This is a genomic window from Cellulosimicrobium cellulans (assembly GCF_016907755.1).
Lineage (GTDB): Bacteria > Actinomycetota > Actinomycetes > Actinomycetales > Cellulomonadaceae > Cellulosimicrobium > Cellulosimicrobium cellulans_D.
The window spans coordinates 689,354-710,624 of sequence record NZ_JAFBCN010000001.1; the positions used below are offsets into that span (position 1 = coordinate 689,354).

The 21,271-nt window shown below is 75.1% G+C and carries 21 protein-coding genes; 15 read left to right on the forward strand and 6 right to left on the reverse strand.

The window, feature by feature from the left end:
- Positions 1 to 14 precede the first annotated feature (14 nt).
- Positions 15 to 476 carry a hypothetical protein gene (locus tag JOE63_RS02985; protein ID WP_087470672.1) on the reverse strand — a complete coding sequence of 154 codons (462 nt, stop codon included), beginning with the start codon at positions 474 to 476 and terminating at the stop codon, positions 15 to 17.
- Positions 477 to 611: 135 nt separating this feature from the next.
- The gene (locus tag JOE63_RS02990) at positions 612 to 1,541 is read right to left on the reverse strand and encodes a quinone oxidoreductase family protein (RefSeq protein ID WP_204539022.1); all 930 of its coding nucleotides are present in this window, start codon (positions 1,539 to 1,541) and stop codon (positions 612 to 614) included.
- A 188-nt stretch (positions 1,542 to 1,729) separates the two neighbouring features.
- Here JOE63_RS02990 and JOE63_RS02995 point away from each other — a divergent pair, with 188 nt between their 5' ends.
- From JOE63_RS02995 to JOE63_RS20815, 3 genes are all read left to right on the forward strand, one after another.
- The gene (locus JOE63_RS02995; protein ID WP_087470674.1) at positions 1,730 to 2,107 is read left to right on the forward strand and encodes a TraR/DksA family transcriptional regulator; all 378 of its coding nucleotides are present in this window, start codon (positions 1,730 to 1,732) and stop codon (positions 2,105 to 2,107) included.
- Between the two features lie 277 nt (positions 2,108 to 2,384).
- Positions 2,385 to 5,660: a bifunctional lysylphosphatidylglycerol synthetase/lysine--tRNA ligase LysX gene (gene lysX, locus JOE63_RS03000; RefSeq protein ID WP_307839913.1), complete on the forward strand. Its 3,276-nt coding sequence runs from the start codon at positions 2,385 to 2,387 to the stop codon at positions 5,658 to 5,660.
- Between the two features lie 2 nt (positions 5,661 to 5,662).
- Positions 5,663 to 6,859, forward strand: coding sequence for an alpha/beta hydrolase (locus JOE63_RS20815; RefSeq protein ID WP_087470676.1), 1,197 nt, complete (start codon positions 5,663 to 5,665; stop codon positions 6,857 to 6,859).
- Positions 6,860 to 6,884: 25 nt separating this feature from the next.
- Here JOE63_RS20815 and JOE63_RS03010 read toward each other — a convergent pair whose 3' ends face one another.
- From JOE63_RS03010 to JOE63_RS03020, 3 genes are all read right to left on the reverse strand, one after another.
- Complete coding sequence (locus JOE63_RS03010) at positions 6,885 to 7,307, reverse strand: hypothetical protein (protein WP_157759543.1); 423 nt, start codon at positions 7,305 to 7,307, stop codon at positions 6,885 to 6,887.
- Between the two features lie 49 nt (positions 7,308 to 7,356).
- Positions 7,357 to 8,892 (reverse strand): putative glutamine/gamma-aminobutyrate antiporter GadC, encoded by a 1,536-nt coding sequence (gene gadC / locus JOE63_RS03015; RefSeq protein WP_087470678.1) that lies wholly within the window; start codon positions 8,890 to 8,892, stop codon positions 7,357 to 7,359.
- 153 nt (positions 8,893 to 9,045) lie between these two features.
- Positions 9,046 to 10,332, reverse strand: coding sequence for an amidohydrolase (locus JOE63_RS03020; RefSeq protein ID WP_087470679.1), 1,287 nt, complete (start codon positions 10,330 to 10,332; stop codon positions 9,046 to 9,048).
- A gap of 557 nt (positions 10,333 to 10,889) precedes the next feature.
- Between JOE63_RS03020 and JOE63_RS03025 the strand changes: the two genes are divergently transcribed.
- The 10 genes from JOE63_RS03025 to JOE63_RS03070 all read left to right on the forward strand — a co-directional run bounded on the left by JOE63_RS03025 (position 10,890) and on the right by JOE63_RS03070 (position 18,990).
- Positions 10,890 to 11,093 (forward strand): cold-shock protein, encoded by a 204-nt coding sequence (locus JOE63_RS03025; RefSeq protein WP_087472681.1) that lies wholly within the window; start codon positions 10,890 to 10,892, stop codon positions 11,091 to 11,093.
- 211 nt (positions 11,094 to 11,304) lie between these two features.
- Positions 11,305 to 12,000, forward strand: a complete 696-nt coding sequence (locus JOE63_RS03030; protein WP_204539030.1) for a Pr6Pr family membrane protein — start codon at positions 11,305 to 11,307, stop codon at positions 11,998 to 12,000.
- Positions 12,001 to 12,010: 10 nt separating this feature from the next.
- Positions 12,011 to 12,706, forward strand: a complete 696-nt coding sequence (locus tag JOE63_RS03035; protein WP_204539034.1) for a hypothetical protein — start codon at positions 12,011 to 12,013, stop codon at positions 12,704 to 12,706.
- 89 nt (positions 12,707 to 12,795) lie between these two features.
- Positions 12,796 to 13,491, forward strand: coding sequence for a copper resistance CopC family protein (locus tag JOE63_RS03040; RefSeq protein WP_204539037.1), 696 nt, complete (start codon positions 12,796 to 12,798; stop codon positions 13,489 to 13,491).
- Between the two features lie 88 nt (positions 13,492 to 13,579).
- The gene (locus JOE63_RS03045; RefSeq protein ID WP_157759545.1) at positions 13,580 to 14,116 is read left to right on the forward strand and encodes a hypothetical protein; all 537 of its coding nucleotides are present in this window, start codon (positions 13,580 to 13,582) and stop codon (positions 14,114 to 14,116) included.
- A 169-nt stretch (positions 14,117 to 14,285) separates the two neighbouring features.
- Complete coding sequence (locus JOE63_RS03050) at positions 14,286 to 15,002, forward strand: YcnI family copper-binding membrane protein (protein WP_204539040.1); 717 nt, start codon at positions 14,286 to 14,288, stop codon at positions 15,000 to 15,002.
- A 2-nt stretch (positions 15,003 to 15,004) separates the two neighbouring features.
- A complete protein-coding gene (locus JOE63_RS03055) occupies positions 15,005 to 16,714 on the forward strand; it encodes a copper resistance CopC/CopD family protein (protein WP_204539044.1) in 1,710 nt (569 codons plus the stop codon).
- Positions 16,711 to 17,331, forward strand: coding sequence for a DUF1775 domain-containing protein (locus JOE63_RS03060; protein WP_087470685.1), 621 nt, complete (start codon positions 16,711 to 16,713; stop codon positions 17,329 to 17,331). Before JOE63_RS03055 ends, JOE63_RS03060 begins: the two co-directional genes overlap by 4 nt.
- A gap of 232 nt (positions 17,332 to 17,563) precedes the next feature.
- The gene (locus tag JOE63_RS03065; RefSeq protein ID WP_204539048.1) at positions 17,564 to 18,205 is read left to right on the forward strand and encodes an RNA polymerase sigma factor; all 642 of its coding nucleotides are present in this window, start codon (positions 17,564 to 17,566) and stop codon (positions 18,203 to 18,205) included.
- A complete protein-coding gene (locus JOE63_RS03070; RefSeq protein WP_204539051.1) occupies positions 18,202 to 18,990 on the forward strand; it encodes a peptidase M56 family protein in 789 nt (262 codons plus the stop codon). The genes JOE63_RS03065 and JOE63_RS03070 overlap by 4 nt, the downstream gene beginning before the upstream one ends.
- 308 nt (positions 18,991 to 19,298) lie before the next feature.
- Here JOE63_RS03070 and JOE63_RS03075 read toward each other — a convergent pair whose 3' ends face one another.
- A complete protein-coding gene (locus JOE63_RS03075; RefSeq protein ID WP_087470688.1) occupies positions 19,299 to 19,739 on the reverse strand; it encodes a DUF1772 domain-containing protein in 441 nt (146 codons plus the stop codon).
- Positions 19,740 to 19,818: 79 nt separating this feature from the next.
- Between JOE63_RS03075 and JOE63_RS03080 the strand changes: the two genes are divergently transcribed.
- Complete coding sequence (locus tag JOE63_RS03080; RefSeq protein WP_087470689.1) at positions 19,819 to 20,412, forward strand: TetR/AcrR family transcriptional regulator; 594 nt, start codon at positions 19,819 to 19,821, stop codon at positions 20,410 to 20,412.
- 56 nt (positions 20,413 to 20,468) lie between these two features.
- On the forward strand, positions 20,469 to 21,215 hold the full coding sequence (locus JOE63_RS03085; RefSeq protein ID WP_087470690.1) for an SDR family oxidoreductase: 747 nt from the start codon (positions 20,469 to 20,471) through the stop codon (positions 21,213 to 21,215).
- Positions 21,216 to 21,271: the final 56 nt, after the last annotated feature.

The following is a 21,271-nucleotide window of genomic DNA, read 5'->3' on the forward strand; positions in this document are numbered from 1 at the left end:
GTGTCGGCGAGGGGTCAGGACGCGAAGGCGTACCCGGCCTCGGTGCACTGCGCGCGGAAGGCGTCGAGGGACTCCTGCAGGTTCGACGTGTCGATCGTCTCGCCCTGCACCGCGGCCTCGAACGGGGCCTTGATCCCGTTGAGGTTCTGCTGGAGCTCGGGGTCCGCGAAGTTCTGGACCGCGACGAGGCGCTCGCGCGTGGTGTAGATCGCGGCGGCGGCGGCCTCGTCCTCGGGCGTCTCGAGCAGCGGCGTCGACTCGGTGACGAGGCGCTCGGCGGAGTACTCGCCGCCGTAGTACATGTTGCACGTGGTGGTCACAGCGACGACGGCGGGCGTCACCTCGGGGGCCGCCTCGGTCGTGGTCGTGGTCTCGGGGGTCGCCGCGTCGTCGCTCGCCGGGTCGGTCGGCGAGGCGCAGGACGCCAGCAGGAGGGCACAGGAGAGCGCCGCGGTAGCGGCAAGAAACTTACGCATGCTAACGATTTCACACTCTCGCGCACGCGGGGCGCAACAAGATTCGCGTGTGGTACGCGCAGGAACGGCGGAATCCTGCGGTTCCCGGGGCAACCTTGTGCCCAGCGTCACAACCTTCCGGGACCGAGGTCCCGGTCAGGGCACGTCGAGGACGACCTTGCCGCGGACGTGCCCGTCGGCGACGAGCCGCAAGGCCTCCGTCGCCTCCGCCAGCGGGAACCGGGCCGAGACCTCCGCCCGGAGCCTCCCGTCCTCCGCGAGCGCGAGCACCTCGTCCAGGGCACCCTTCGCGTCGACCTTGTCGACGACGCCCGCCGCACGCGACGCGTCGGACCCGACGATCGTCACCGCGCTCGGCGGGTCGTCCGAGGTCGCGGGGGCCAGGTCCTCGCCCAGCAGGGCGACGGTCGCGGCGACCGTGTCCGCGGAGCCGACGAGGTCGACGACGACGCTCACCTCGTCCAGGCCGTCCGGCAGCGCGCGCACCGCGTCGACGAGTCCCGGCCCGTACGCGACCGGCGTCGCGCCCAGCCCGCGCAGGTAGTCGTGGTTCGCGGGCGACGCCGTCCCGACGACGCGTGCCCCGAGCGCGGTCGCGATCTGCACCGCCGCCGACCCGACGCCGCCGCTCGCGCCGTGCACCAGCACCACGTCGCCCTCGCCGACGTCGGCCTGGACGAGCGCGGAGAACGCTGTCGCCGCGGCGACGGGCAGCACCGCCGCCTGCTCGAAGGGCACGGACGCGGGCTTGCGCCGGACGTGGTCGGCGCGCACGAGCGACAGCTCGCGCTGCGCGCCCGTCCCGTGCCACACGACCTCGTCGCCGGGCGCGAGGTCGGGCACGTCCGGGCCGACGGCGTCGACCACGCCCGCGGCCTCGAACCCCAGCACGCCGGGCACGCGACCCCCGAACGCGCCCGCGAGCCGCTTGAGGTCCGCGGGGTTGACGCCGACGACCCGGTTCGCGACGCGCACCTGGCCGGGTCCGGGCTCGCCGACGTGCTCGTCGTCGACCCGCAGCGTCTCCGGCCCGCCGAAGGCCTCGAAGACGACGACCGTGCTCATGCAGACCCCCTGTGGTCTCGCCGTCGGACGTCGGTAGCGCGCCGCGGGGGCGAGACGACGCGGCGGGCCCGGGGGGAGCCGGGCGGTTCCACTCTTCCATCCGCCGACCGCCGCTGTCATGCGCCCAGCACGGTGAGGACTCCCCGTCCGGGACGGTTTCACCCCCTCCCCGACGTTGAGAGGGCGAGATGACGACACCACGCACCGGCCGAGCACCCGGCCCCGAGGACGCCGCGCGCGAGCGCCTGCTCGCCGTACGGGACGACGCCGTCGCGCGGATGCGCGCGCTGCGCGCCGAGGTCGTCGGCATCGTGGAGGCCTCGCGCGACTCGAACGCGGACGACGAGCACGACCCGGACGGCGCGACCATCGCGTTCGAGCGCGCCCAGGTGGACGCGCTCGCGCGCGACGCGGCGGCGCGGGTGGAGGAGGTCGACGTCGCCCTCGCGCGGCTCGACGCGGGCACCTACGGCGTCTGCGAGGCGTGCGGGCAGCCGATCGCCGCAGGGCGCCTGGAGGCGCGACCCACGGCGCGGACGTGCGTCGCGTGCGCGACGACCCGCTGAGGCGGCACCTCGTCCGTGCCGACGGTGGCAGCGGGAGGCTCGTCGCAGGTCGGCGCCGGACGCTGACGACCAGGGTGGCGCCGCGACGCTGCGACCGCGGGCACCCGCGCGTCGACCGTCGTACCGTCGGACCAGCACTCTGTGGTGGTGGGAGATCCCGACCGAGGGGCCGAGAATGGTCACGAGCACACGAGGTACCGCGCGTCGACGGGCAGGCGACGGGGACGACGACCCCGGGCCACGGGCTGCGGAGAGCGCCGGGGCGCGCACCCGCACCGTGAGCGCGCCCGGGGCGTCTCCATGGGCCGAGGCCGTGGCGCGGTGGGGCGGGCGTGTCCTGCAGGTCTACGCGGTCTGGCTCCTGCTCGCCCTGCTCTTCCGGCCGGTCGCGCGCCACGCCGAGCGGCCGGTCGCCGAGGTGCTGTCGATCACCAACGTGCCCTCGTACCCGTCGCTCTTCACGGCGGTCGTGGTCGGCCTCGTCGCGAGCGGCTTCCTCCGCCGACGGCGCGTCGCGCTCTGGTTCGTCATCCTCGTCTGGCAGCTCCCGTCCGCGCTCGTCATGCTCCTCGCGCTCGTGCTCGACCGCGTCGACCCGACTGCCGGCGTCCTCGACGACGTGCACTGGACGGCCTACGCGGGCGGCGTCGTCGGGCTCGTGCTGACGGTCGTGCTGATCGCGGCCCGACGCGCCTTCCCGGCTCGCATCGCCCGCGGCGCGTGGTGGGCGGCGGGCCTCGTGCTCCTGATCGGCCTCGCGCTCGCCGCGGCGATCGTCACCGCGCTCCTGTGGGTGGTCCCGTCGAGCCTCGACACCCCGGCGGAGCGGATCGGCTGGGCGGCGAGCGTGTCCGTCGGCCTGTCGCCGCACGAGGAACCGTTCGCCATCGACGGCAGCGCGCCGGGCTGGCTCGCGCTCGTGGGCGGCCTCGTCGCCGGGGCGGCGCTCCTGCTCGCCGTCGTCGTGTTCCTGCGCACCGGTCCGCGGGACGCGGCCCGCCGGCCCGACGAGGAGCTCGCCCTGCGTCGTCTGCTCCTGGAGCACCCGAGCGACGACTCGCTCGAGTACTTCGCGACGCGCGACGACCGCGACGCCATCTTCTCCGCCGACGGGCGAGCCGCCGTCTCCTACCGCGTCGTGAGCGGGGTCGTCCTCGCCGCCGGCGACCCGCTCGGGGACCCCGCCTCGTGGCCGGACGCCATCGACCGGACCCTGGCCTTCGCGCGCGGGCACGGTTGGGCGCCCGGCGTGCTGTCCGCGAGCGAGAAGGGCGCCCGCGCCTACCGCGACGCGGGGCTCGCCGTGATCACCATGGGCGACGAGGCGATCGTCGAGACCCGTGAGTTCGACCTCGCGGCACCGTCGATGCGGCCCGTGCGTCACGCGGTCGCCCGACCCCAGCGCGAGGGGTACTCGGTACGCCTGCGCCGCCAGCGCGAGATCCCGGCCGACGAGCTCGCGGCGCTCGCGCGTGCCGCTGACGAATGGCGGCACGGAGAGGACGAACGCGGCTTCTCGATGGCGCTCGAACGGCTCGGCAGCCCCCGGGACCCGCGCGTCCTCGTGGTCACCGCGCACGACCGCGACGGGGAGCCGCGCGGCCTGCTCACCTTCGTCCCGTGGGGGCGCAAGGGCGTCTCGCTCGACTACATGCGCCGGTCCCCGGACGCGGCCCCGGGGGTCACGGAGCTCATGATCTCGACGCTCGCGAGCGAGGGCGCCGGGATGGCGATAGACCGGGTCTCCCTCAACTTCGCGATGTTCCGCGGGCTCATCGAGCAGGGTGAGTCGGTCGCGGCGAACCCGTGGCAACGGTTCCTCCGCCGGCTCGTGCTCGCCGCGTCGCGGTGGTGGCAGCTCGACCAGCTCTACCGGTCCAACCAGAAGTACGAACCCCGGTGGCGCACGCGCTACCTCTGCTACGCGGCGTCCGCGCAGCTCACCTCCGTGACGGTCGCGGCCGGGCAGGCGGAGGGGTTCGTCCCGCTCTGGCCGACCCCTCGGAGCGCCCGTGCGGGGGCCGGGTCGTCCGCCGACGCCGCGCTCGGCACGGCCGTGCGGGAGCAGGAGGACGCGCTCCTCGCGCTCGACGTCCCGACGCAGCGGCTCACCGACCAGGAACGGGCCCGCCGCGCCAAGCTCGACGTGCTCGCGGCCGCGGGCATGCCGGCCTACCCCGTCGGCGTGCCGCGCACGCACCGCCTCGCGGACGTCGACGAGCTGCTCCTCGGCCACGGGGTGTCGGTGTCGGGGCGGGTCGTGCGGCTGCGCGACCTGGGCGGGGTGTGCTTCGCCGTCCTGCGCGAGGAGAACCACGAGCGCCAGGTGCTGCTCACGGCCGACGGGACCGCGGACGTCGCGCTCTGGCGGCGCGCGGTCGACCTGGCGGACCAGGTGAGCGTCACGGGGACGGTCGTGCGGAGCCGCACGGGCGAGCTCTCCGTGCACGCGGACTCGTGGGTCATGGCGTCCAAGTCGCTCAAGGCCCCGCCGGACAAGTTCCGCGGGCTCGCGGACCCCGAGACGCGCATGCGCCTGCGGCACGTCGACCTCGCTCTCGACACCAAGGCGTCGGTGACGCTCCGGGGTCGTTCCGCGGCGGTCCACGCGCTGCGGACGTCGCTCGTCGAGCGGGGGTTCATCGAGGTGGAGACCCCGATCCTGCAGCGCGTCCACGGCGGCGCGAACGCGCGCCCGTTCCGCACCCACATCAACGCGTACGACATGGACCTGTACCTGCGCATCGCGCCCGAGCTGTTCCTCAAGCAGCTCGCGATCGGCGGCATCGAGCGTGTCTTCGAGCTCGGCCGCAACTTCCGCAACGAGGGGGCGGACGCGACGCACAACCCCGAGTTCACGTCGCTCGAGGCGTACCAGGCGTTCGGCGACTACACGACGATGCGCCACCTCACGCGCGAGCTCGTCGTCGCGGCCGCCGTCGCGGTGCACGGCGACGCCGTCTCGCGCCGTCCCGACGGGAGCGAGGTCCGGCTCGACGGTGAGTGGCCGGTCGTCACCGTGCACGACGCCGTCTCGCGCGCCGTCGGGGCCGAGGTCACGCCCGACACTCCCGAGCACGAGCTGCACGCCCTGTGCGCGCGGTTCGGCATCGAGGTCGGCGAGGACGAGACGCACGGCGCCGTCGTCAACGAGATGTACGACCGCCTCGTCGAGGGGCAGACCGTCGAGCCCACGTTCTACACCGACTTCCCCGTCGAGACGTCGCCGCTCACGCGCGTCCACCGCCGCGACCCGCGGCTCGCCGAGCGCTGGGACCTCGTCGGCTTCGGGGCCGAGCTGGGCACGGCGTACTCCGAGCTCATCGACCCGATCGACCAGCGCGAGCGGTTCACGCAGCAGTCGCTCCTCGCGGCGGCGGGCGACCCCGAGGCGATGGAGATCGACGAGGGCTTCCTCTCCGCGCTCGAGTTCGCCATGCCGCCGACCGGGGGCCTCGGCCTCGGTGTCGACCGGATCTACATGACGATCATCGGCGCGTCGATCCGCGAGACGCTCGCGTTCCCGTTCGTGAAGCCCCAGCGGCGGTCCTGACCGTGGGCGCCGACCTGCCGACCCCGGACACGGACCCCGCGCTCCCCGCGGACGTCCTGCACCAGCTCCAGCCCACGGGCACGTACCTCACGAGCTACCCGGTCGCGGTCGGCCTCGCCGTGGTCGGGGTGGCGGGCATCGTGTGGGCGGTCGTGCGGGCGCGACGCGCCCGGCGGCGTCGCCAGGAGCGACGGGCACGGGGCGACGACGCGCGCCGGCCGCTCCGCTCCCGGTGGGCGACGGCGGGCCTCGCCGTCGTCGGCACGCTGTCCCTCGTGCTGGGGCTCGCGATCGGAGTCAACGCGTACGTCGGCTACGTGCCGACGTGGGACGCCGCCCGCGTCCAGCTCGTCGGGCTCGGGCTGACCGACCTCTCGCCGCGCTCGCCGGGCGGCGCGCACCGCGGCCAGGTGCGCACCCTGGCGATCCCGGGCACGGCGGCCGAGCAGATCGAGGACCAGGACGCCTGGGTCTACCTGCCCCCAGGGTTCGACCCGGGCGGGTCGGCGCGCTACCCCGTCGTCTACCTGATCCACGGGTCGCCCGACGAGCCGAGCAGCTGGTTCGCCGCCGGCCGCGTGCCGCGCACGATGGACGTGCTGATCCGGGAGGGGCTGGTCGACCCGATGATCGTCGTCGCGCCCACCGTCAACGGGACGGGCCCGGGCGGGCTGGACACCGAGTGCCTGGACTCGACCAAGGGCGGGGAGCAGGTCGAGACCTATCTCACGACGACCGTCGTCGAGGCGATCGACACGACGTACCCCACGCTCACGGACCGGGAGCACCGGATCATCGGCGGCATGTCGTCGGGCGGGTTCTGCGCGCTCAACGTCGGCCTGCGCCACCTCGACCTGTACGGGACGGTCCTCGGGATCGAGCCGTACGGGAACCCGGGGCCGGGACCGGAGAGGGCGATGCTCTCGACGCAGGCGGAGATCGACGCCAACACGCCGACCACCTACCTGCCCACGATGACGTTCACGCACCCCCTGCCCGTCTTCCTCGACTCGGGGGAGGACGCCCCCCAGGACGCGCTCACGACGGTCCGGCAGATCGCCGCCGACCTCGAGGCCCAGGGGCAGACCGTCGAGCTCCGCGAGGAGCCCGGTCAGGCGCACACGTGGTCGATGGCCGCGATCGCGCTCCCGTACGGGCTCGTCTTCGCGCACGAGCAGATGGCGTCGACCGGCGGCTGATCGCGTCCGCCGGGTCGTCCACCCGTCAGAGGTCGGAGAGGAAGTCGCCGCCGATCCCCGCCTGGGTCTCCAGGAGGTCGCCGGTGTCGCCGAGGACCACCCAGTTCGGGCCTGCCAGCGCCGCCTGGCCCTCCACGGCCGGCTCGACCGGCAGGAGGCCGAGGAACTCGTCCTCGTCGACGCCGTCCGCGAAGACGGCGAGGAGCGTGGTGTCGTCGCACTCGCCGAGCTCGACGTCGGGTGAACCGGAGTCCTCGGGCGTGAACGACAGGCACGTGAGCCCGGCCGTGGTCGCGGCCTCGTGGAGCGCGTCGAGCGAGTCGTACTCCACGTCCTTCTCGCCGGGGCCCGGGCCGGAGCACGCGGCGAGGAGCCCGGCGAGCACGACGACGCCGGTGAGGAGTGCTCGTGCGGGTCGACGGGACGAGGATCCGGGTCGGGTGCGCATGCCTCGATGGTCCGCCGTCGCCCGGGATCGCGCCACGGGAGAGTGCCGGTCAGCGGTCGTCGGCCGTGCGGTCGGGTGCGGCACGACGTCGCGGAGGGTCGTCCGGGGCGCCGCTCGACTGCCACGTGAACGGCTCGAACGACGACTCGGCGTCCCGCCACCCGGGCGTGCGTGCCCGGTAGACGAGCAGCGGGAGCACGACGAAGACGACCGACAGGACGACGAGCAGGACGACGTACGTGACCGGGCTGCCCACCGCGACCTGGCCGGGGGGCGCGAAGCTCGTGACCAGCGCGAGGAGCGAGGCGACGAAGCCGACGCCGCCGACGACCCACACTCCGGGGCGACCACCGGGGACGCGGTACGGTCGCGGACGCTCGGGCTGGCTGCGGCGCAGCGCGACGACCGCGGCGAACATGAGCAGGTAGGCGACGAGGTACAGGATCACGGTGAGCTGGCTGAGGAGCTGGTAGGCCGACTGCACCGAGGGCATGACGACGAACATCACCGACAGGACGGTGACGACGAGCGCCTGGACGAGCAGGATGTTCGTGGCCATCCCGCGGCGGTTCGTCCGGTGGAACCACCGGGGGAGGAACCCGGCGCGCGCGACCGCGTGGAGACCGGTCGCCGGACCGGCGACCCACGTCGTGACGCCCGCCAGCACGCCGACGGCGAGCATCGCCGCGACGACCGGCCCCGCCCAGGGGATCCCGGCCCAGGCGAGCAGGTGGTCGAACGCCTGCAGCAGGCTCGTGGTGAGGCTGATGTCGTCCTGCGGCACGACGACGGCGATGGTCAGCGTCCCGAGGGTGAGGACGACGACGGCGACGAGGGCCGCGACGAGGATCGCGACGGGGTACGTCCGCTCGGGACGCCGGATCGACCCGACGTGCACGGCGTTCACCTCGATGCCCGCGTAGAAGAGGAAGATCCCTGCCGCGAGCACGACGTTGTCGAACCGGGTCAGGTCCGGGACGAACGCGCCCCAGGACAGCGTCGTCCGGGAGGGTTCGCCGCTGAGGAGGTAGGCCGCGCCGAGCCCGACGAGCAGCGCCGCCGGCACGAGCGTCCCGATGATCCCGCCCCAGCGAGCGGTCCGCGCGAACGCGGAGGCGCCACGGAGCGCGATGAGCGTCGCCGCCCAGAACACGACGAGGACGATCGCCAGCACGAAGACGCGGTCGTCGGCGACCTGCTCGTCGAGGCGGGCGTCAGATCCGGTGTACGCGAGGGTCACGGCGGCGAAGGTCAGGACCGTGGGGAACCAGATGCAGCCTTCGACGAACACCATGGCGATCGCGAGGAATCCCCACCGGCTCCCGAACGCCTCGCCGACCCAGCGGAACATCCCGCCCTCGGCCGGCCACGTCGAGGCGAGCTCCGCCGCGACGATCGCGACCGGGGCGAGGAAGCACACGGCGGCGAGGAGGTAGTAGAACGCCGACGAGAGCCCGTACTCCGCCTCGGCCGGCAGGCCGCGCAGGCTGACGACCGCCGCGACGTTGAGCATGACCAGCGAGGTCGCGGTGATGGTCGCCGCCGCGGGCCGGGCGGGGCGCTGCGGGGTGTCGGTCCGAGCCATGGTTCTCCCCCCTCGGCGGGCGCGCCGGCCCTCGAGGGAACGCTAGCGACGTCGGCCCGGACAGGCGAGCGGTGCCGGCTCGCGCGCGATCGACCCGTACGGCCGAGATCGACCTTCAGGGGGTCGGTCTCGGGCCGCAGGGTCGATCTCGGGTCAGGCGCGGAAGCGCTCGCCGCGCTCGACGACGTGGCCCGCGCCGCGGCCGTCGTTCGCCTCGACGTCCCACGTGTAGACCTCGGTGCCGGTGACCAGCACGTGCTCGGCGCGCGACGTCACGTCCAGCGGGTCGCCCGACCACACGACGACGTCCCCGTCGAGGCCCGGAGCGAGCGCGCCGACCCGGTCGTCGAGGCCGAGGAACGCCGCCGGGTTGACGGTGAGCGCCCGCAGCGCGGTGTCGCGGTCGAGGCCCTCCTTCACCGCGAGCGACGCCTGGTGCACGAGGAAGTTGATCGGCACGACCGGGTGGTCGGTCGTGATCGCGACGCGCACGCCCGCGCGCGCCAGCGCCCCGAGGTTCGCGATGTCACGGTTGCGCAGCTCGATCTTGGAGCGCGACGTGAACAGGGGGCCGAAGATGACCGGGACGTCGCGCTCGGCGAGCACGTCGGCGACGGCCGCGCCGTCGGTCCCGTGGTTGACGACCAGCTTGTAGCCGAACTCGTCCGCGAGGCGCAGGGCCGTCGCGATGTCGTCGGCGCGGTGCGTGTGCTGGTCCCAGTAGAGCTCGCCCGCGAGGACGCGCGCGAGGGTCTCCTTGGCGAGGTCGCGGTCGAACGGCTCGCCCTTCGCCTCGGCGGCGTCGCGCTTGGCGGCGTAGTTCTGCGCGTCGACGAACGCCGCGCGGATGACCTTCGCGACACCGAGCCGCGTGGAGGGCGTCTTCTTCTGGTCCCCGTAGACGCGCTTGGGGTTCTCGCCGAGCGCCGACTTCACGGACACGGCCTCGCGGATCACCTGCTCGTCGACCGTGCGCCCGCCCCACGTCTTGATCGCGACCGTCTGGCCGCCGATGGGGTTGCCCGAGCCCGGCTTCACGACGGCGCTCGTCACGCCGCCCACGAGCGCGTCGCGGAAGCCCTCGTCCTCGACGTTGATCGCGTCGATCGCGCGCAGCGCCGCGCCGTTCGGGTCGGTCATCTCGTTCGTGTCGTTGCCGGCCCAGCCCTCGGCCTCCTCCATGACGCCCATGTGGGCGTGCGCCTCGACGAAGCCGGGCAGCACCCACCGGCCGTGCGCGTCGAGGGTCGGGACGCCGTCGGGCACGACGACGTCCGCGCCGACCGCGGTGATGATCCCGCCCTCGATCAGGACGGTCCCGTTCTCGATCGGGTCAGCGGCGACGGGCACGACGTAGCCGTTCACGACGGCGACGCTCCGGCGCGCGGTGCGCGGGACCGGACGGGATGAGCTGCGGGCGGGGCTGGATGAGGTCGTCATGGTCCCCATCATCGCCCCGGGCAAGCACGTGCGAGCCCTTCCCCGGGATCGGGAAGGACTCGTGTACCCTGAAGGTCGCGCTCATGTCGCCGGTCGAGCAGACCGCGGCGTTCTTCGGTCCTCAGCATCGAAGCAAGACCGTGCGCGCCCGGCAGCAGACGCTGCCGTCGAGATCTCCGCCCACCGAGCGCGGAGCGAGAGCAGAGAACATCCTTTCTTCCCTTTCTGACCGCCCTGAGACCGCATCGACGGTCACGGGCACGCCCGGACCAGACCTCGTGCTGCGCCGCGCCGACGACGACCTGTGGGTCGCGACGGCGGACGGCGAGTACGCCGGCCTGGTCACCCGACTCCCCGACGGCTTCCACGTCCACGACCGCTTCACGCGGCCGCTGGGCGTCGTCGTCGACCTCCACCACGCGAAGCGGCACCTCGTCGCTCGACGTGAACGCCCGGCGGGCCCTCGCGGGACCCGCCCCCACGACCGTCGGCGCCCCGCGGGGCGCGACAACCGGACCCGCGCTCGTGGGCCGGTCGCACCAACGAAGGAAGACACCATGGCTACAGGCACCGTGAAGTGGTTCAACGCGGAGAAGGGGTTCGGCTTCATCGCCCCCTCCGACGGCACCGCCGACGTGTTCGCCCACTACAGCGAGATCAACTCGAGCGGCTACCGCTCGCTCGAGGAGAACCAGAGCGTCTCGTTCGACGTCACCCAGGGCCCCAAGGGCCCGCAGGCGACGAACATCCAGGCTCTCTGACCTCGCTCCCGCCCGGCGTGCAGCGCCGGGCGGGCGACGACGTCCCGAAGGGGCCGCGCCACCGCGCGGCCCCTTCGGCATTCCCGGACGGAACGCACGGCCGGCTTCGCGCGACTCCGGGCCCGGTCGAGGGCGCCCGCGGGTGCACCGGGGTGGGCGGGGCGCACTAGGCTCCTGAACGCACCACCGCACCGCGCGCGAAGGAGCCCGCATGCACGTCGTCGTCGGACTGTTCCGGCTGTTCCTCGTCGTCCTCGCCCTCGTCGGGACGCGCGCCATCTGGCGCGACGGCGACGTCGAGGGACTGATCTACTTCACGAACCAGACGGGTTTCCTCATCGCCGTCGTGTTCACGTGGGCCGGGGTCGCGTCGATCCTGCGCCGCCGGCAGCCCCCGGGTTGGCTCAAGGGCGGCGTGACCCTGTTCGCCGCCATCACCGGCCTCGTCGCCAACCTCGTGCTCGCGCCCGAGGACCCCGGCGCCCCGGCCGTGTTCCTCGGCCTGACCGACGGCCAGATCGAGCACGAGCTCCTCCCGCTGGCGGTGTTCGTCGACTTCCTCCTGCTCGACGCGCACCGGCGCCTGCGCGGCCTCGACGCCGCGCGCTGGCTCCTGTACCCGCTGGCGTACTTCGCGTTCACGACGATCCGCGGGTTCGTGAGCCCCGGCAGCGAGTACCCGTACGGGTTCGTCGACCTCGACGCCCTCGGGTGGACCGGGCTGCTCGTCAACGTCGTGCTCTACGGGGCGGGCTTCTTCGTGCTCGGCCTCGTCATCGTCGGGATCGACCGGCTCCTGCCCACCGGGCCGGCGATCGGTCGGTACGCCGACCGCTCGCCCGACCTGGAGTCCCCGGAGCCGGCGGGAGCGGCGGGCAGCCCGGACGACGCGTCCGCGTCACGCTAGGGTGGCCGTCGTGCCCTCCCCGGTCGTCGGTCCGCTGCGCGTCGCCCGCGCCGCGCTCGTGGTGACCCTCGTGCTCGCGCTGACGGCCTTCGCCCACCGCGTCGCCGGGGGAGCCCTCCCCGACCCTCTGGTCCTCGCCGCGCTCGCCGCCTTCACGCTCGCCGGCACGACGGCGGCCGCGCGGCTGCGCTTCACCCCTGCCCGGCTCGTCGTGCTCCTCGGCGGGACCCAGCTCGCGCTGCACCAGGCGCTCGTCGTGCTCGCGCCCGTCGGGTCGTGCGTCCCGGTCGGGGTCACGTCCGGGCACGGCGGGCACGTCGCCTCGGTCGGCGACGTCGTGTGCGCGGCGCCCCTCGGCGCATCGGTACCGGCCGACAGCGGGGCGATCCTCGTGCACCCGGAGCACCTCGCGACGTCGGGCACCGCGGGGCTGTGGATGGTCGTCGCGCACGCGGTCGCGACCGTCGTGCTCGCGCTCGTCCTCGCGCGCGGCGAGCGTGCGCTCGAGCGGTTCCTCGCGTGGGTGACTCCGCGTGGCGCCCTCCCCGCCCTCGCGCCCGTGGCGCCGGTCGCACGCCCCGTCGTGCCGTCGACCGGTCCGGTGCGCGTCGCGTCGCGGTGGCGCTCGCGCCGCGCTCCGACCCGCGGTCCGCCCCGGCCGGCCGGCCCGTCGGGAGCACTGCTGCGCCCCCTCGCCGCGTCCTGACGCGGCCCCCGACGAGGCCGACCCGGTGACGACCGGGCCACGGGGCACCACCGTGCGGCGACCGCCGCGCCTCGGACGGAAGAACCCTCATGACCCTCTCCCTGCGCCGACCCCTGTCGGCCGTCCCCGCCCTCCTCGCGCTCGTCGCCGCCGCGGCGCTGGCCCTCGGCCTCACCGCCGCGCTCGCGACGCTCACCGCCGCTCCGGCCTCGGCGCACGACCGCATCCTCAGCTCGGACCCGGCCGACGGCGCGCAGCTCGCGACGCCCCCGACCGCGATCACGCTGACCTTCAACACGGAGCCGCTCCCCGTCGAGCCGCAGGTCGTGGTCTCGGACTCCGCCGGCACGGTCGTCACGCAGGGCGCGCCCGCGATCGACGGCAGCACCGCGACGTTCGCGCTCGACCCCGCCGTCGCGCTCGGCGGCGACACGTACACCGTCGCGTGGCGCGTCGTCTCGTCCGACGGCCACCCCATCGAGGGCACGTTCGCGTTCACCGTCGCGGCCCAGCCCGAGGCGCCGGTCGCCGAGGAGCCCACGACGGACGAGGCGACTCCGGAGGAGCCCGCGTCCGAGGAGGCCACCACCGACGCGGCCGAGGAGACGTCGCCGGAGCCCGCGACGCCGGTGGCGACGGACGCGGAGGACGGCGGCTCGTCGGTCGTCCCCGTGCTCGTGGGGCTCGGCGCGCTCGTGGTCGCCGCCGCGGTCGTCGTCGTGATCGTCGTCCGTCGCCGCGGCGCGGCGACGGGCGACGACGCGCCGCACGACCCCGAGGACTGACCGTGCCGGCGCACGCCGTCCTCCCCTGCCCGGGGAGGACGGCAGACGACCCTGCCGCGCGCACCCCTCCTGCCGCTAGGGTGCGTCCGTGACGTCGCCCGGAGCAGGGGTGCTCCGCGGCGTGCGGGTGCTGCTGCTCGCCGCCGCGGTCCTCGGGCTGTCCGTCGTCGCGCACGCGCTCGCCGGCGGCACCGACCCCGGTGCCGTCCCGCTCGGCGTGCTCGCCGTCCTCACCGCCGTCGCGGTGCGACCCCTCACGCGCCGCCAGGTCGGGCTGCCGCGGCTGCTCGGCCTGCTCGGCGCGGGCCAGCTCGTGCTGCACGTCGTCTTCGACCGCTGCGCCGCGCTGTCCCCGGCCGACGCGTCCGCGCACGCGCACGCCGCCTCGCCGCTGACGATGCTCGGGGCCCACGCCGTCGCGACGCTCGCCGTCGCGCTCGTCCTGCGCTACGGCGACGCCGTCCTGTGGCGCCTGTGGACGTGGCTCGCCGGACGCCGGGTCCCCGGCCGCCCGCGCGCCGTCGTCGTCCTCGCGGCGCCTCCCGCCGTCGGCGCGCTGCCGACGGTCCGCGACCTGCTCGCGCGCGGCGCCGCGCCCGGGCGCGGTCCGCCCGCCGTCGCCTGACCTCTCCCGGACGCTCCGCGGACTCTCCGCGGCGTCCCGCTCCCGCGCGCCTGCGCGTCCCGTGCCCACCCCGCCCGGCCGGCTCCGCCCGGCCGCCCCGGGGCGTGCCCTGACGTGCCGTCGAGCGCCGGAGCCCTCCCGCTTCCTCGTCTCCCCGAAAGGCACCACCATGCGAAAGACCCTGCGCGCCGTCGGCGCCGCCGCCCTCACCACCGGGATCGTCGTCGTCGGCGCGGGCGCCGCGGCCGCCCACGTCACCGTCACCCCCGACACGACCGACGCGGGCGCGTACGCGCTGCTCACGTTCGGCGTCCCGCACGGCTGCGGCGACTCGCCGACCACGAAGGTCTCCGTCCAGGTCCCCGAGCAGATCGTCACCGTGACGCCCACCGTCAACCCCGGCTGGGACGTCGAGAAGGTCATGGCGGCCCTCGACGAGCCGGTCGACGACGGGCACGGCGGCCAGTACACCGAGCGCGTCGCCGAGGTCGTCTACACCGCCAAGGCCCCGCTGCCCGACGGCTACCGAGACGCCCTCGTGCTCTCGCTCAAGCTCCCCGACGCGGCGGGGGACACGCTCGTCTTCCCGACGGTCCAGGAGTGCGTCGATGGCGAGACCGCCTGGGTCCAGGTCGCGGCCGAGGGCGAGGACGGGCACGACCTCGAGGCGCCCGCGCCGCTGGTCGAGCTGACGGCCGCCGAGGGCGACGGGCACGACGCCGCGGCCGAGACCGTCGCGGACGACGCCGACGCCGCGGCGTCCGCGGAGCCGGCGGACGGTTCCGACGGCGCGCCCGCCGCGCTCACCTGGACGGCGCTCGTCCTCGCGGCGGCGGGCCTCGTGCTCGGGGCGCTCGGGTTCGTGCGCTCGCGTCCGAAGGCCTGACCGTGGGCCGCCCCTCGGTGCTGCGCCGGGTGGTGGCCGTCGTCGTCGGTGCCGCGGCCGCGGTCCTGCTCGCGATCCTCGCGAGCGGCCCGGCCGCGGCCCACGCCGTCCTCGTGGGCACGGACCCGCGGGACGGCACCGTCCTCGACGCGCCGCCCGACGCGCTGACCATCACCTTCAACGAGCCCGTCCAGGTCGTGACCGGCGGGACGACGGTCCTCGCCGCCGACGGCTCGCCCGTCGACGTGGACGTCGCCGCGGTCGACGACGCGCTCGTCGTCACCCCGGCCACGACGCTCGACGACGGCACGTACGTCGTGAGCTGGCGCGTCGTGTCCCTCGACACGCACCCCGTCGCCGGGGCCTTCACGTTCTCCGTGGGGGCGCCCAGCGCGACGTCCGTCGAGGCCCGGGTGGCCGAGCCGACGGCGGCGCTCGTCGCCGTGCGCGCGCTCGACCAGGCCGCGGTCTACGCGGGAACGTTCCTCGTCGCGGGACTCGTCGGGTTCGAGCTTCTCGTGCTGCACGCGTCGCCCGGGGCCGCGCCGGTCCTGCGCCGCCGCCTGCAGCGCGTCCGACGGTGGGCGCTCGTCGCCGCGGGCGCCGGCATCGTGCTCGCGGTCCCGCTCACCCCGGCCTGGCAGGCCGGGGGCGGGCTGGGCGCTCTCGTCGACCCCGCGACGTGGGCGGCGGGAGTCACGACCGACTCCACGCTCGCGGGCGCGCTCGGCCTCGCCGGCCTCGTCGTCACGACGCTGCTGGCGCCCCGCGCGGCACGGGAGACCCGGGCGGCGTGGCCCGCCGGGGTCGTGCTCGGCGCGGCGGCCCTGGCGCTGGGCTCGCTCGTGCTCGTGGGGCACACCCGCACGTTCGGCCCGCCCTGGCTGGTCGTCACGGCGGACGCGCTCCACGTCGTGGCCGGGGCCGTGTGGCTCGGCGGGGTCGTCGGCCTCGCGCTCGTGCTCGCACCGTCCGCGCGCGTCGACGCGCGGCGGTCGGCGGTCACCGTCGCGCGGTTCTCGGCGCTCGGCGCGTGGGTCGTCCTCGCGCTCGCCGTCACCGGGACCGTCCTGGGGTGGCGCATCCTCGGCACGCTCGACGCCCTCGTGTCGACGACGTACGGCCAGACCCTGCTCGTCAAGGTCGGCGTCGCGCTGTGCCTCGTCGGCATCGCGGCCTGGAACCGGTACCGGCTCGTCCCCGCGCTCGGCGACGACGGTCCGGGCGGGCACGGTGCCGGTGCGGCCGGGGCGACCGCGCGCCGTCGGCTCGGCCGGACGGTGACGGCGGAGGCGGTGCTGCTCGCGCTCGTGCTCGCGGTGACGGGCGTGCTCGTCTCGCGGAGCCCCGTCGCGGCGGACCCGGCCGTCGAGGAGGCCACGACCCCGGCGGTCGAGGTGGTCGAGGAGCTCGGCGACGGGACCCTGCACGCGCGGATCACCCCGGGGCGGGTGGGCGTCAACGCGCTCGAGATCGAGCTGCTCGACGCTGACGGGAAGCCCCTGGAGCCCGTCGCCGTGCCCGAGCTGTCGACGACGCTCGCCGACCCCGCGCTCGGCCCGTTCACCCGTCCCCTCACGCAGACGGGGACCGGCGCGTACGAGGCGACGCTCGACCTGCCGATGGCGGGCGACTGGACCCTCCACGTGAGCGTCCGGACGTCCAAGTACGAGAACCCGATCGTCGAGATCCCCGTGGAGGTGTCCTCATGACCGGTCCCCAGCGGTCGCTCCCCGGGCGGCGCGGGTCGCGCGTCGTCCTCGCCGCGGTCGGCGCCGGCACGCTCGCCGTGCTGACCGCGGGCCCGGCGGGCGCGCACGTGCTCATCGAGACCGTGGAACCCCACGGCGACGGCACGTCGACGCTCACGTTCACGTTCGACCACGGGTGCGACGGCGAGCCCACCGACGCGCTGCGCGTCACGCTCCCCGAGGGCGTCGAGGCGCTCGCGGCGGGCCAGCCGGACGGGTGGAGCTCCGACGTCGGTGCCGACGCCGTCGCGTGGTCCGGCGCGCCCGTGCCCGACGGCGAGCGCGCGGCCTTCACGCTCGACGTCCGCGTCACGGGCGACGTCGGGCAGGCGTTCGTCTTCCCCGCCGTCCAGGAGTGCCCGTCGGGGGCGTCGTACGCGTGGACGGACACCGACCCGTCGGGGGCCCGCCCCGCGCCGACGTTCGTCGCGACGGCGGCGTCGCTCGCCCCCGCGCCCGTCGCGGCGGGAGCGGCCCCGACGCCGACGGCGCCCCTCGTCGCGGCCGTCGTCCTGGGGGCCGCGGTCGTCGGGGTCGTCGGTGGGCTGTCGGCACGCCGCCTCGCGCGCCAGACCTGAGGGCGAGGCCGACCTGGTCGCACCCACCTCCGGCCTTCGCTCGTCCAGCGCCGGAGGTGGGTGCCCGACGCTCTCTCCGGGCTTCCGCCACGTTCTGGCGCGACGTGGCGGAACGTGGAGGTGGTCCTCCTGATGGCGGGCTCAGAGCGCCTTCGCCAAACCGGGGCGAGACGTGGCGGAGCTTGGCGCAGTCGCCGTGAAACCGCAGAGGCACTCCCGGACACTACGGGGCATGGACGGCGATCCGGACCCTGCCGACGAGCAGGGTGGCGCAGAGAGCGACGCCGCGCTGTGGACCGCCGCGCTCGGCGGTGACGGTGCGGCGTTCGGCGTGCTCTTCGACCGGCACCGCGACCGCGTGTTCCGGCACGCGTACCGGCTCGTGGTCGACCGGCACCAGGCGGAGGACGTGCTGGCGGCGGCGTTCCTCGAGCTGTGGCGCCGCCGCACGTCGGTGCGGCTCGTCGAGGGCTCGCCCCTGCCGTGGCTCCTCGTCACGGCGTCGAACGTCGCGCGGAACGTCCGCCGGGGGACCGGACGCCACCGCCGGCTGCTCGACGCCCTGCCCCGGGGCGGCGACGTACCCGCTGCCGAGGACTCCGCGTTCGGCGACGACCCGGCCGAGGTCGTCGACCCGGCGCTCGGCGCGGCGCTGCGCGCGCTGCCGGCCGCCGACCTGCGGCTCCTCACCCTCGTCGCGCTGGAGGGCTGGTCGCTCTCCGACGCCGCCGGGGTGCTGGGCCTGACGCCGTCGGCGGCCAAGTCTCGGCTGCACCGGGCACGCGTCCGGCTCCGCACCGCGGTCGGAGAGGTGGAACCAGGACGGGCGAGGACGCGCCCGAGTGGTGCGTTCGTCGAAGGAGGGCGCTCATGAACAGCGAGAACCGCATGCCGGTCCTCGATCCCGTGTTCGCCGGCGGGCTGCGTGCCGCGCTCGTGGCCCAGGCGTCGGCGGCGGCCTCTCGCCGCCCGGCACGACGGCGGTGGTGGGCGGGCGTCGGGGCGCTCGGCGCGCTCGCGGTCGCCGGCGGGACGGCGTACGCCGTGACGGCGCTCGTCGAGCCCGGGGGCACGGTCGTGACCCGGCTGGCGGAGCCGGTCGAGGTCACGCGCGCGGGCACCTCGACCGTCGAGCTCGGGCCCAGGCCGGACGGCGCGACGCACGTCGAGCTGTCGCTCGTGTGCCTCGACGCGGGGCGGTTCGTGCTCGAGAACGGCGCGAACATGACCTGCTCGGCCGAGGACGCGCAGGACGAGGCGCGGCGGCTCGCGGCGGGGGAGGGCGTCGGCATGGGCTGGAGCGTCGTCGCGGTGCCGGGCGACGAGTCGGTGCGCGTGGAGGCCGAGCCGGGGGCGCGCTGGCACCTCGTCGCCACCTACGTCGACGAGACGGTCACCGCCTGGGCGACCAACGCGAACGGCGACACGTACGGGGTCGCGAACGACACGGGCTGGCCCGACCTCGTCTCGGTCTACGCGACGAACGGGCGGGTCGGCTACGCGTACGCACGGGATCTGGAGGAGGCGCAGGGCGGCACGCCGTCGAGCCCCGAGGAGGCCGCGGCGTGGCAGGAGGAGCGCGAGGGCACGACCGTCAGCGTCCCGGTGTACGAGTCGGACGGGGAGACGGTCATCGGAGAGTTCGTCCTCGGCGGATGAGGCGGACGTCGGGAGCCCGGCCGACTCGCCGAGCCGCGGCGGGACGACGCCCGGCCTGGTCGACGGGCGTCGGGGCGACGCCCGACGTACTGTGATCCAGATCACTGTTCGTGAACGTCCCGAACATGCGCCCACCGCCTCTTGCACTGGTGGGGGACGTCGCCGCGACGGGTCACGCGGCGACACCTGGACCGGTGGCGGTCCGCGACGAGAGCTTCGCTGGGGGGAGCTCTCGCGGCGGATCGCCACCGGTTCCTCTGCGTCTTCCCCTGTGCTTCCCCGTGCGTGGGGCCGGGGCGGCAGCGAGGTCAGGCGGCGACCGCGACGGCCAGCAGCGTGAACGCGACGACGAGCAGGACGATGCGGACGAGGTGGTACCGGTCCCAGCGGGCCATCTGCTCGCGCCAGTCGGCCGGCGCCGTCTCGGGGGTCCACGTCTTCCCGCGGTTGTTGATGGGCACGAGCACGGTGACCGTCAGGATGATGCTCAGCGCGAGGACCGCCGCGGCGGTCCACGCCGCCCAGGCCCCGACGGGCAGCACGAGCGCGGCGCCCGCGGTGAGCAGGAGCGACCCGAAGTACCAGAACGGCATCGCCCGGCCGAGCATCCGCCCGCCGTCTGCGCGGGCGAGCAGGCCGGCGTTCTCCGGCAACCGGTCGACGATCGGGTTGATGACGAACGAGACCGACATCTCGACCCCCACCATCAGACCCACGACCACCACTGCGACGATCGGCAACCACTGCATGTCCGGCTCCTTCGATGTGTGGAATCTAGCAACGCTAGGAAAACTAGCACAGACAACCTAGCGGCGCTAGACTTCATCTATGAGCACACCGGCAGCAGCGCGCAAGGCACGGCTTCTCGAGGAGCGAGAGGCGCAGATCGTCGCGGCGGCGCGCGTGCTCGCCGAGGAGCAGGGGTGGGAGGCCGTCACCACGCGTCGCCTCGCCGAGGCGATCGGATACAGCCAGCCCGTGCTCTACGGGCACTTCCCGGAGGGCCGGTCCCAGATCGTCACCGCCGTCGCGCTCGTCGGCTTCGAGGAGCTCGCCGCAGCGCTCACCGCGGCCCGTCCGCAGCCCAGCGAGGGTGCGAGCGGCGAGGACCGGGTCCGCGCGCTGGTCGTGGCCTACCTCGACTTCGCCGCGGGCCACCCGGCGACGTACGAGGCGATGTTCCACCTGCCGATCGGCGCCGCGTTCGCCTCGGACGAGACGCCGCGCGCGATGCGCGAGGGGTTCGACGCGATCGTCGACGCGCTCCTCGCGCTCGACCGTCCGCCGTCGGACGTGGGGACGGCCGCCGAGGTCGTGTGGGGGGCGGTGCACGGCGTCGCGACGCTGCAGCGCGCGGGCCGGTTCTCCGCCGAGAACTACGAGCGTCGCGTCGACGAGCTCGTCCGCCGTGTCGTCGGGTGAGGGTCCGGGCGACTCGCTCGTCGAACGGCGATCCTCCTGCGTCGTAGCGTGACGCCATGATCTCTCGACTGACGCTCGTCACGGGCGGGACCCGTGGCATCGGGGCGGCCGTGGCCCTCCGGCTCGCCGCGGCCGGGCACGACCTCCTGCTCGGCTACGCCCGGGACGACGCCGCGGCCGCGGAGACGCGCGCCATGGTGGCCGCGCGCGGGGTGCGGTGCGCCGTGGTCCGCGCCGACCTCACCACCGAGCGCGGCGTCGAGGAGACCTTCGCCGCGGCCGCTGGGCTCGGCACCCTCACGGGAGTCGTCAACAACGCCGGCGCGACGCTCCACATCGGCGCGCTCGCGGACACGCCGGCCGACGTCGTGCGCCGGGTCGTCGACCTCAACCTCACCGCCGCCGTCCTCGTGGCGCGCGCGGCGGTGCGGGCGATGAGCACGGTGCGGGGCGGGCAAGGCGGCGTGCTCCTCAACGTCTCGTCCGCGGCGGCGACGCTCGGATCGCCCGGCGAGTACGTGCACTACGCGGCGGCGAAGGCCGGCGTCGACGCCTTGACGAAGGGTCTCGCGCACGAGGTCCTCGGGGAGGGGGTCCGGGTCGTGGGGGTGGCGCCCGGCCTGATCGAGACAGGTATCCACGCCGACGCCGGCGACGGCGACCGGTCACGGCGTGCCGCGGCGGCGCACCCGTGGGGGCGCGTGGGATCACCCGAGGAGGTCGCCGCCGCCGTGGCCTTCCTGCTCTCGGACGACGCGTCGTACGTCACCGGAGAGACGCTGCGCGTGGCAGGTGGCCGCTGAGTCGAGCGGGGAAGCGGTCCCGCCGACGGTCTCTCGTCCGCGGCCGCGGGCCCGAG

What these genes read in the sequence shown, in the direction of transcription:
- JOE63_RS03070 (WP_204539051.1), top strand. Translation starts at nt 18,202, where the DNA reads ATGAACAGCGAGAACCGCATGCCGGTCCTCGATCCCGTGTTCGCCGGC.
- JOE63_RS03080 (WP_087470689.1), top strand. Translation starts at nt 19,819, where the DNA reads ATGAGCACACCGGCAGCAGCGCGCAAGGCACGGCTTCTCGAGGAGCGA.
- gadC (WP_087470678.1), bottom strand. Translation starts at nt 8,892, where the DNA reads ATGGCTCGGACCGACACCCCGCAGCGCCCCGCCCGGCCCGCGGCGGCG.
- JOE63_RS03050 (WP_204539040.1), top strand. Translation starts at nt 14,286, where the DNA reads ATGCGAAAGACCCTGCGCGCCGTCGGCGCCGCCGCCCTCACCACCGGG.
- JOE63_RS03030 (WP_204539030.1), top strand. Translation starts at nt 11,305, where the DNA reads ATGCACGTCGTCGTCGGACTGTTCCGGCTGTTCCTCGTCGTCCTCGCC.
- JOE63_RS03010 (WP_157759543.1), bottom strand. Translation starts at nt 7,307, where the DNA reads ATGCGCACCCGACCCGGATCCTCGTCCCGTCGACCCGCACGAGCACTC.
- JOE63_RS03065 (WP_204539048.1), top strand. Translation starts at nt 17,564, where the DNA reads ATGGACGGCGATCCGGACCCTGCCGACGAGCAGGGTGGCGCAGAGAGC.
- JOE63_RS03025 (WP_087472681.1), top strand. Translation starts at nt 10,890, where the DNA reads ATGGCTACAGGCACCGTGAAGTGGTTCAACGCGGAGAAGGGGTTCGGC.
- JOE63_RS02995 (WP_087470674.1), top strand. Translation starts at nt 1,730, where the DNA reads ATGACGACACCACGCACCGGCCGAGCACCCGGCCCCGAGGACGCCGCG.
- JOE63_RS02985 (WP_087470672.1), bottom strand. Translation starts at nt 476, where the DNA reads ATGCGTAAGTTTCTTGCCGCTACCGCGGCGCTCTCCTGTGCCCTCCTG.
- JOE63_RS03075 (WP_087470688.1), bottom strand. Translation starts at nt 19,739, where the DNA reads ATGCAGTGGTTGCCGATCGTCGCAGTGGTGGTCGTGGGTCTGATGGTG.
- JOE63_RS03020 (WP_087470679.1), bottom strand. Translation starts at nt 10,332, where the DNA reads ATGACGACCTCATCCAGCCCCGCCCGCAGCTCATCCCGTCCGGTCCCG.
- JOE63_RS03085 (WP_087470690.1), top strand. Translation starts at nt 20,469, where the DNA reads ATGATCTCTCGACTGACGCTCGTCACGGGCGGGACCCGTGGCATCGGG.
- JOE63_RS02990 (WP_204539022.1), bottom strand. Translation starts at nt 1,541, where the DNA reads ATGAGCACGGTCGTCGTCTTCGAGGCCTTCGGCGGGCCGGAGACGCTG.
- JOE63_RS03060 (WP_087470685.1), top strand. Translation starts at nt 16,711, where the DNA reads ATGACCGGTCCCCAGCGGTCGCTCCCCGGGCGGCGCGGGTCGCGCGTC.
- JOE63_RS03040 (WP_204539037.1), top strand. Translation starts at nt 12,796, where the DNA reads ATGACCCTCTCCCTGCGCCGACCCCTGTCGGCCGTCCCCGCCCTCCTC.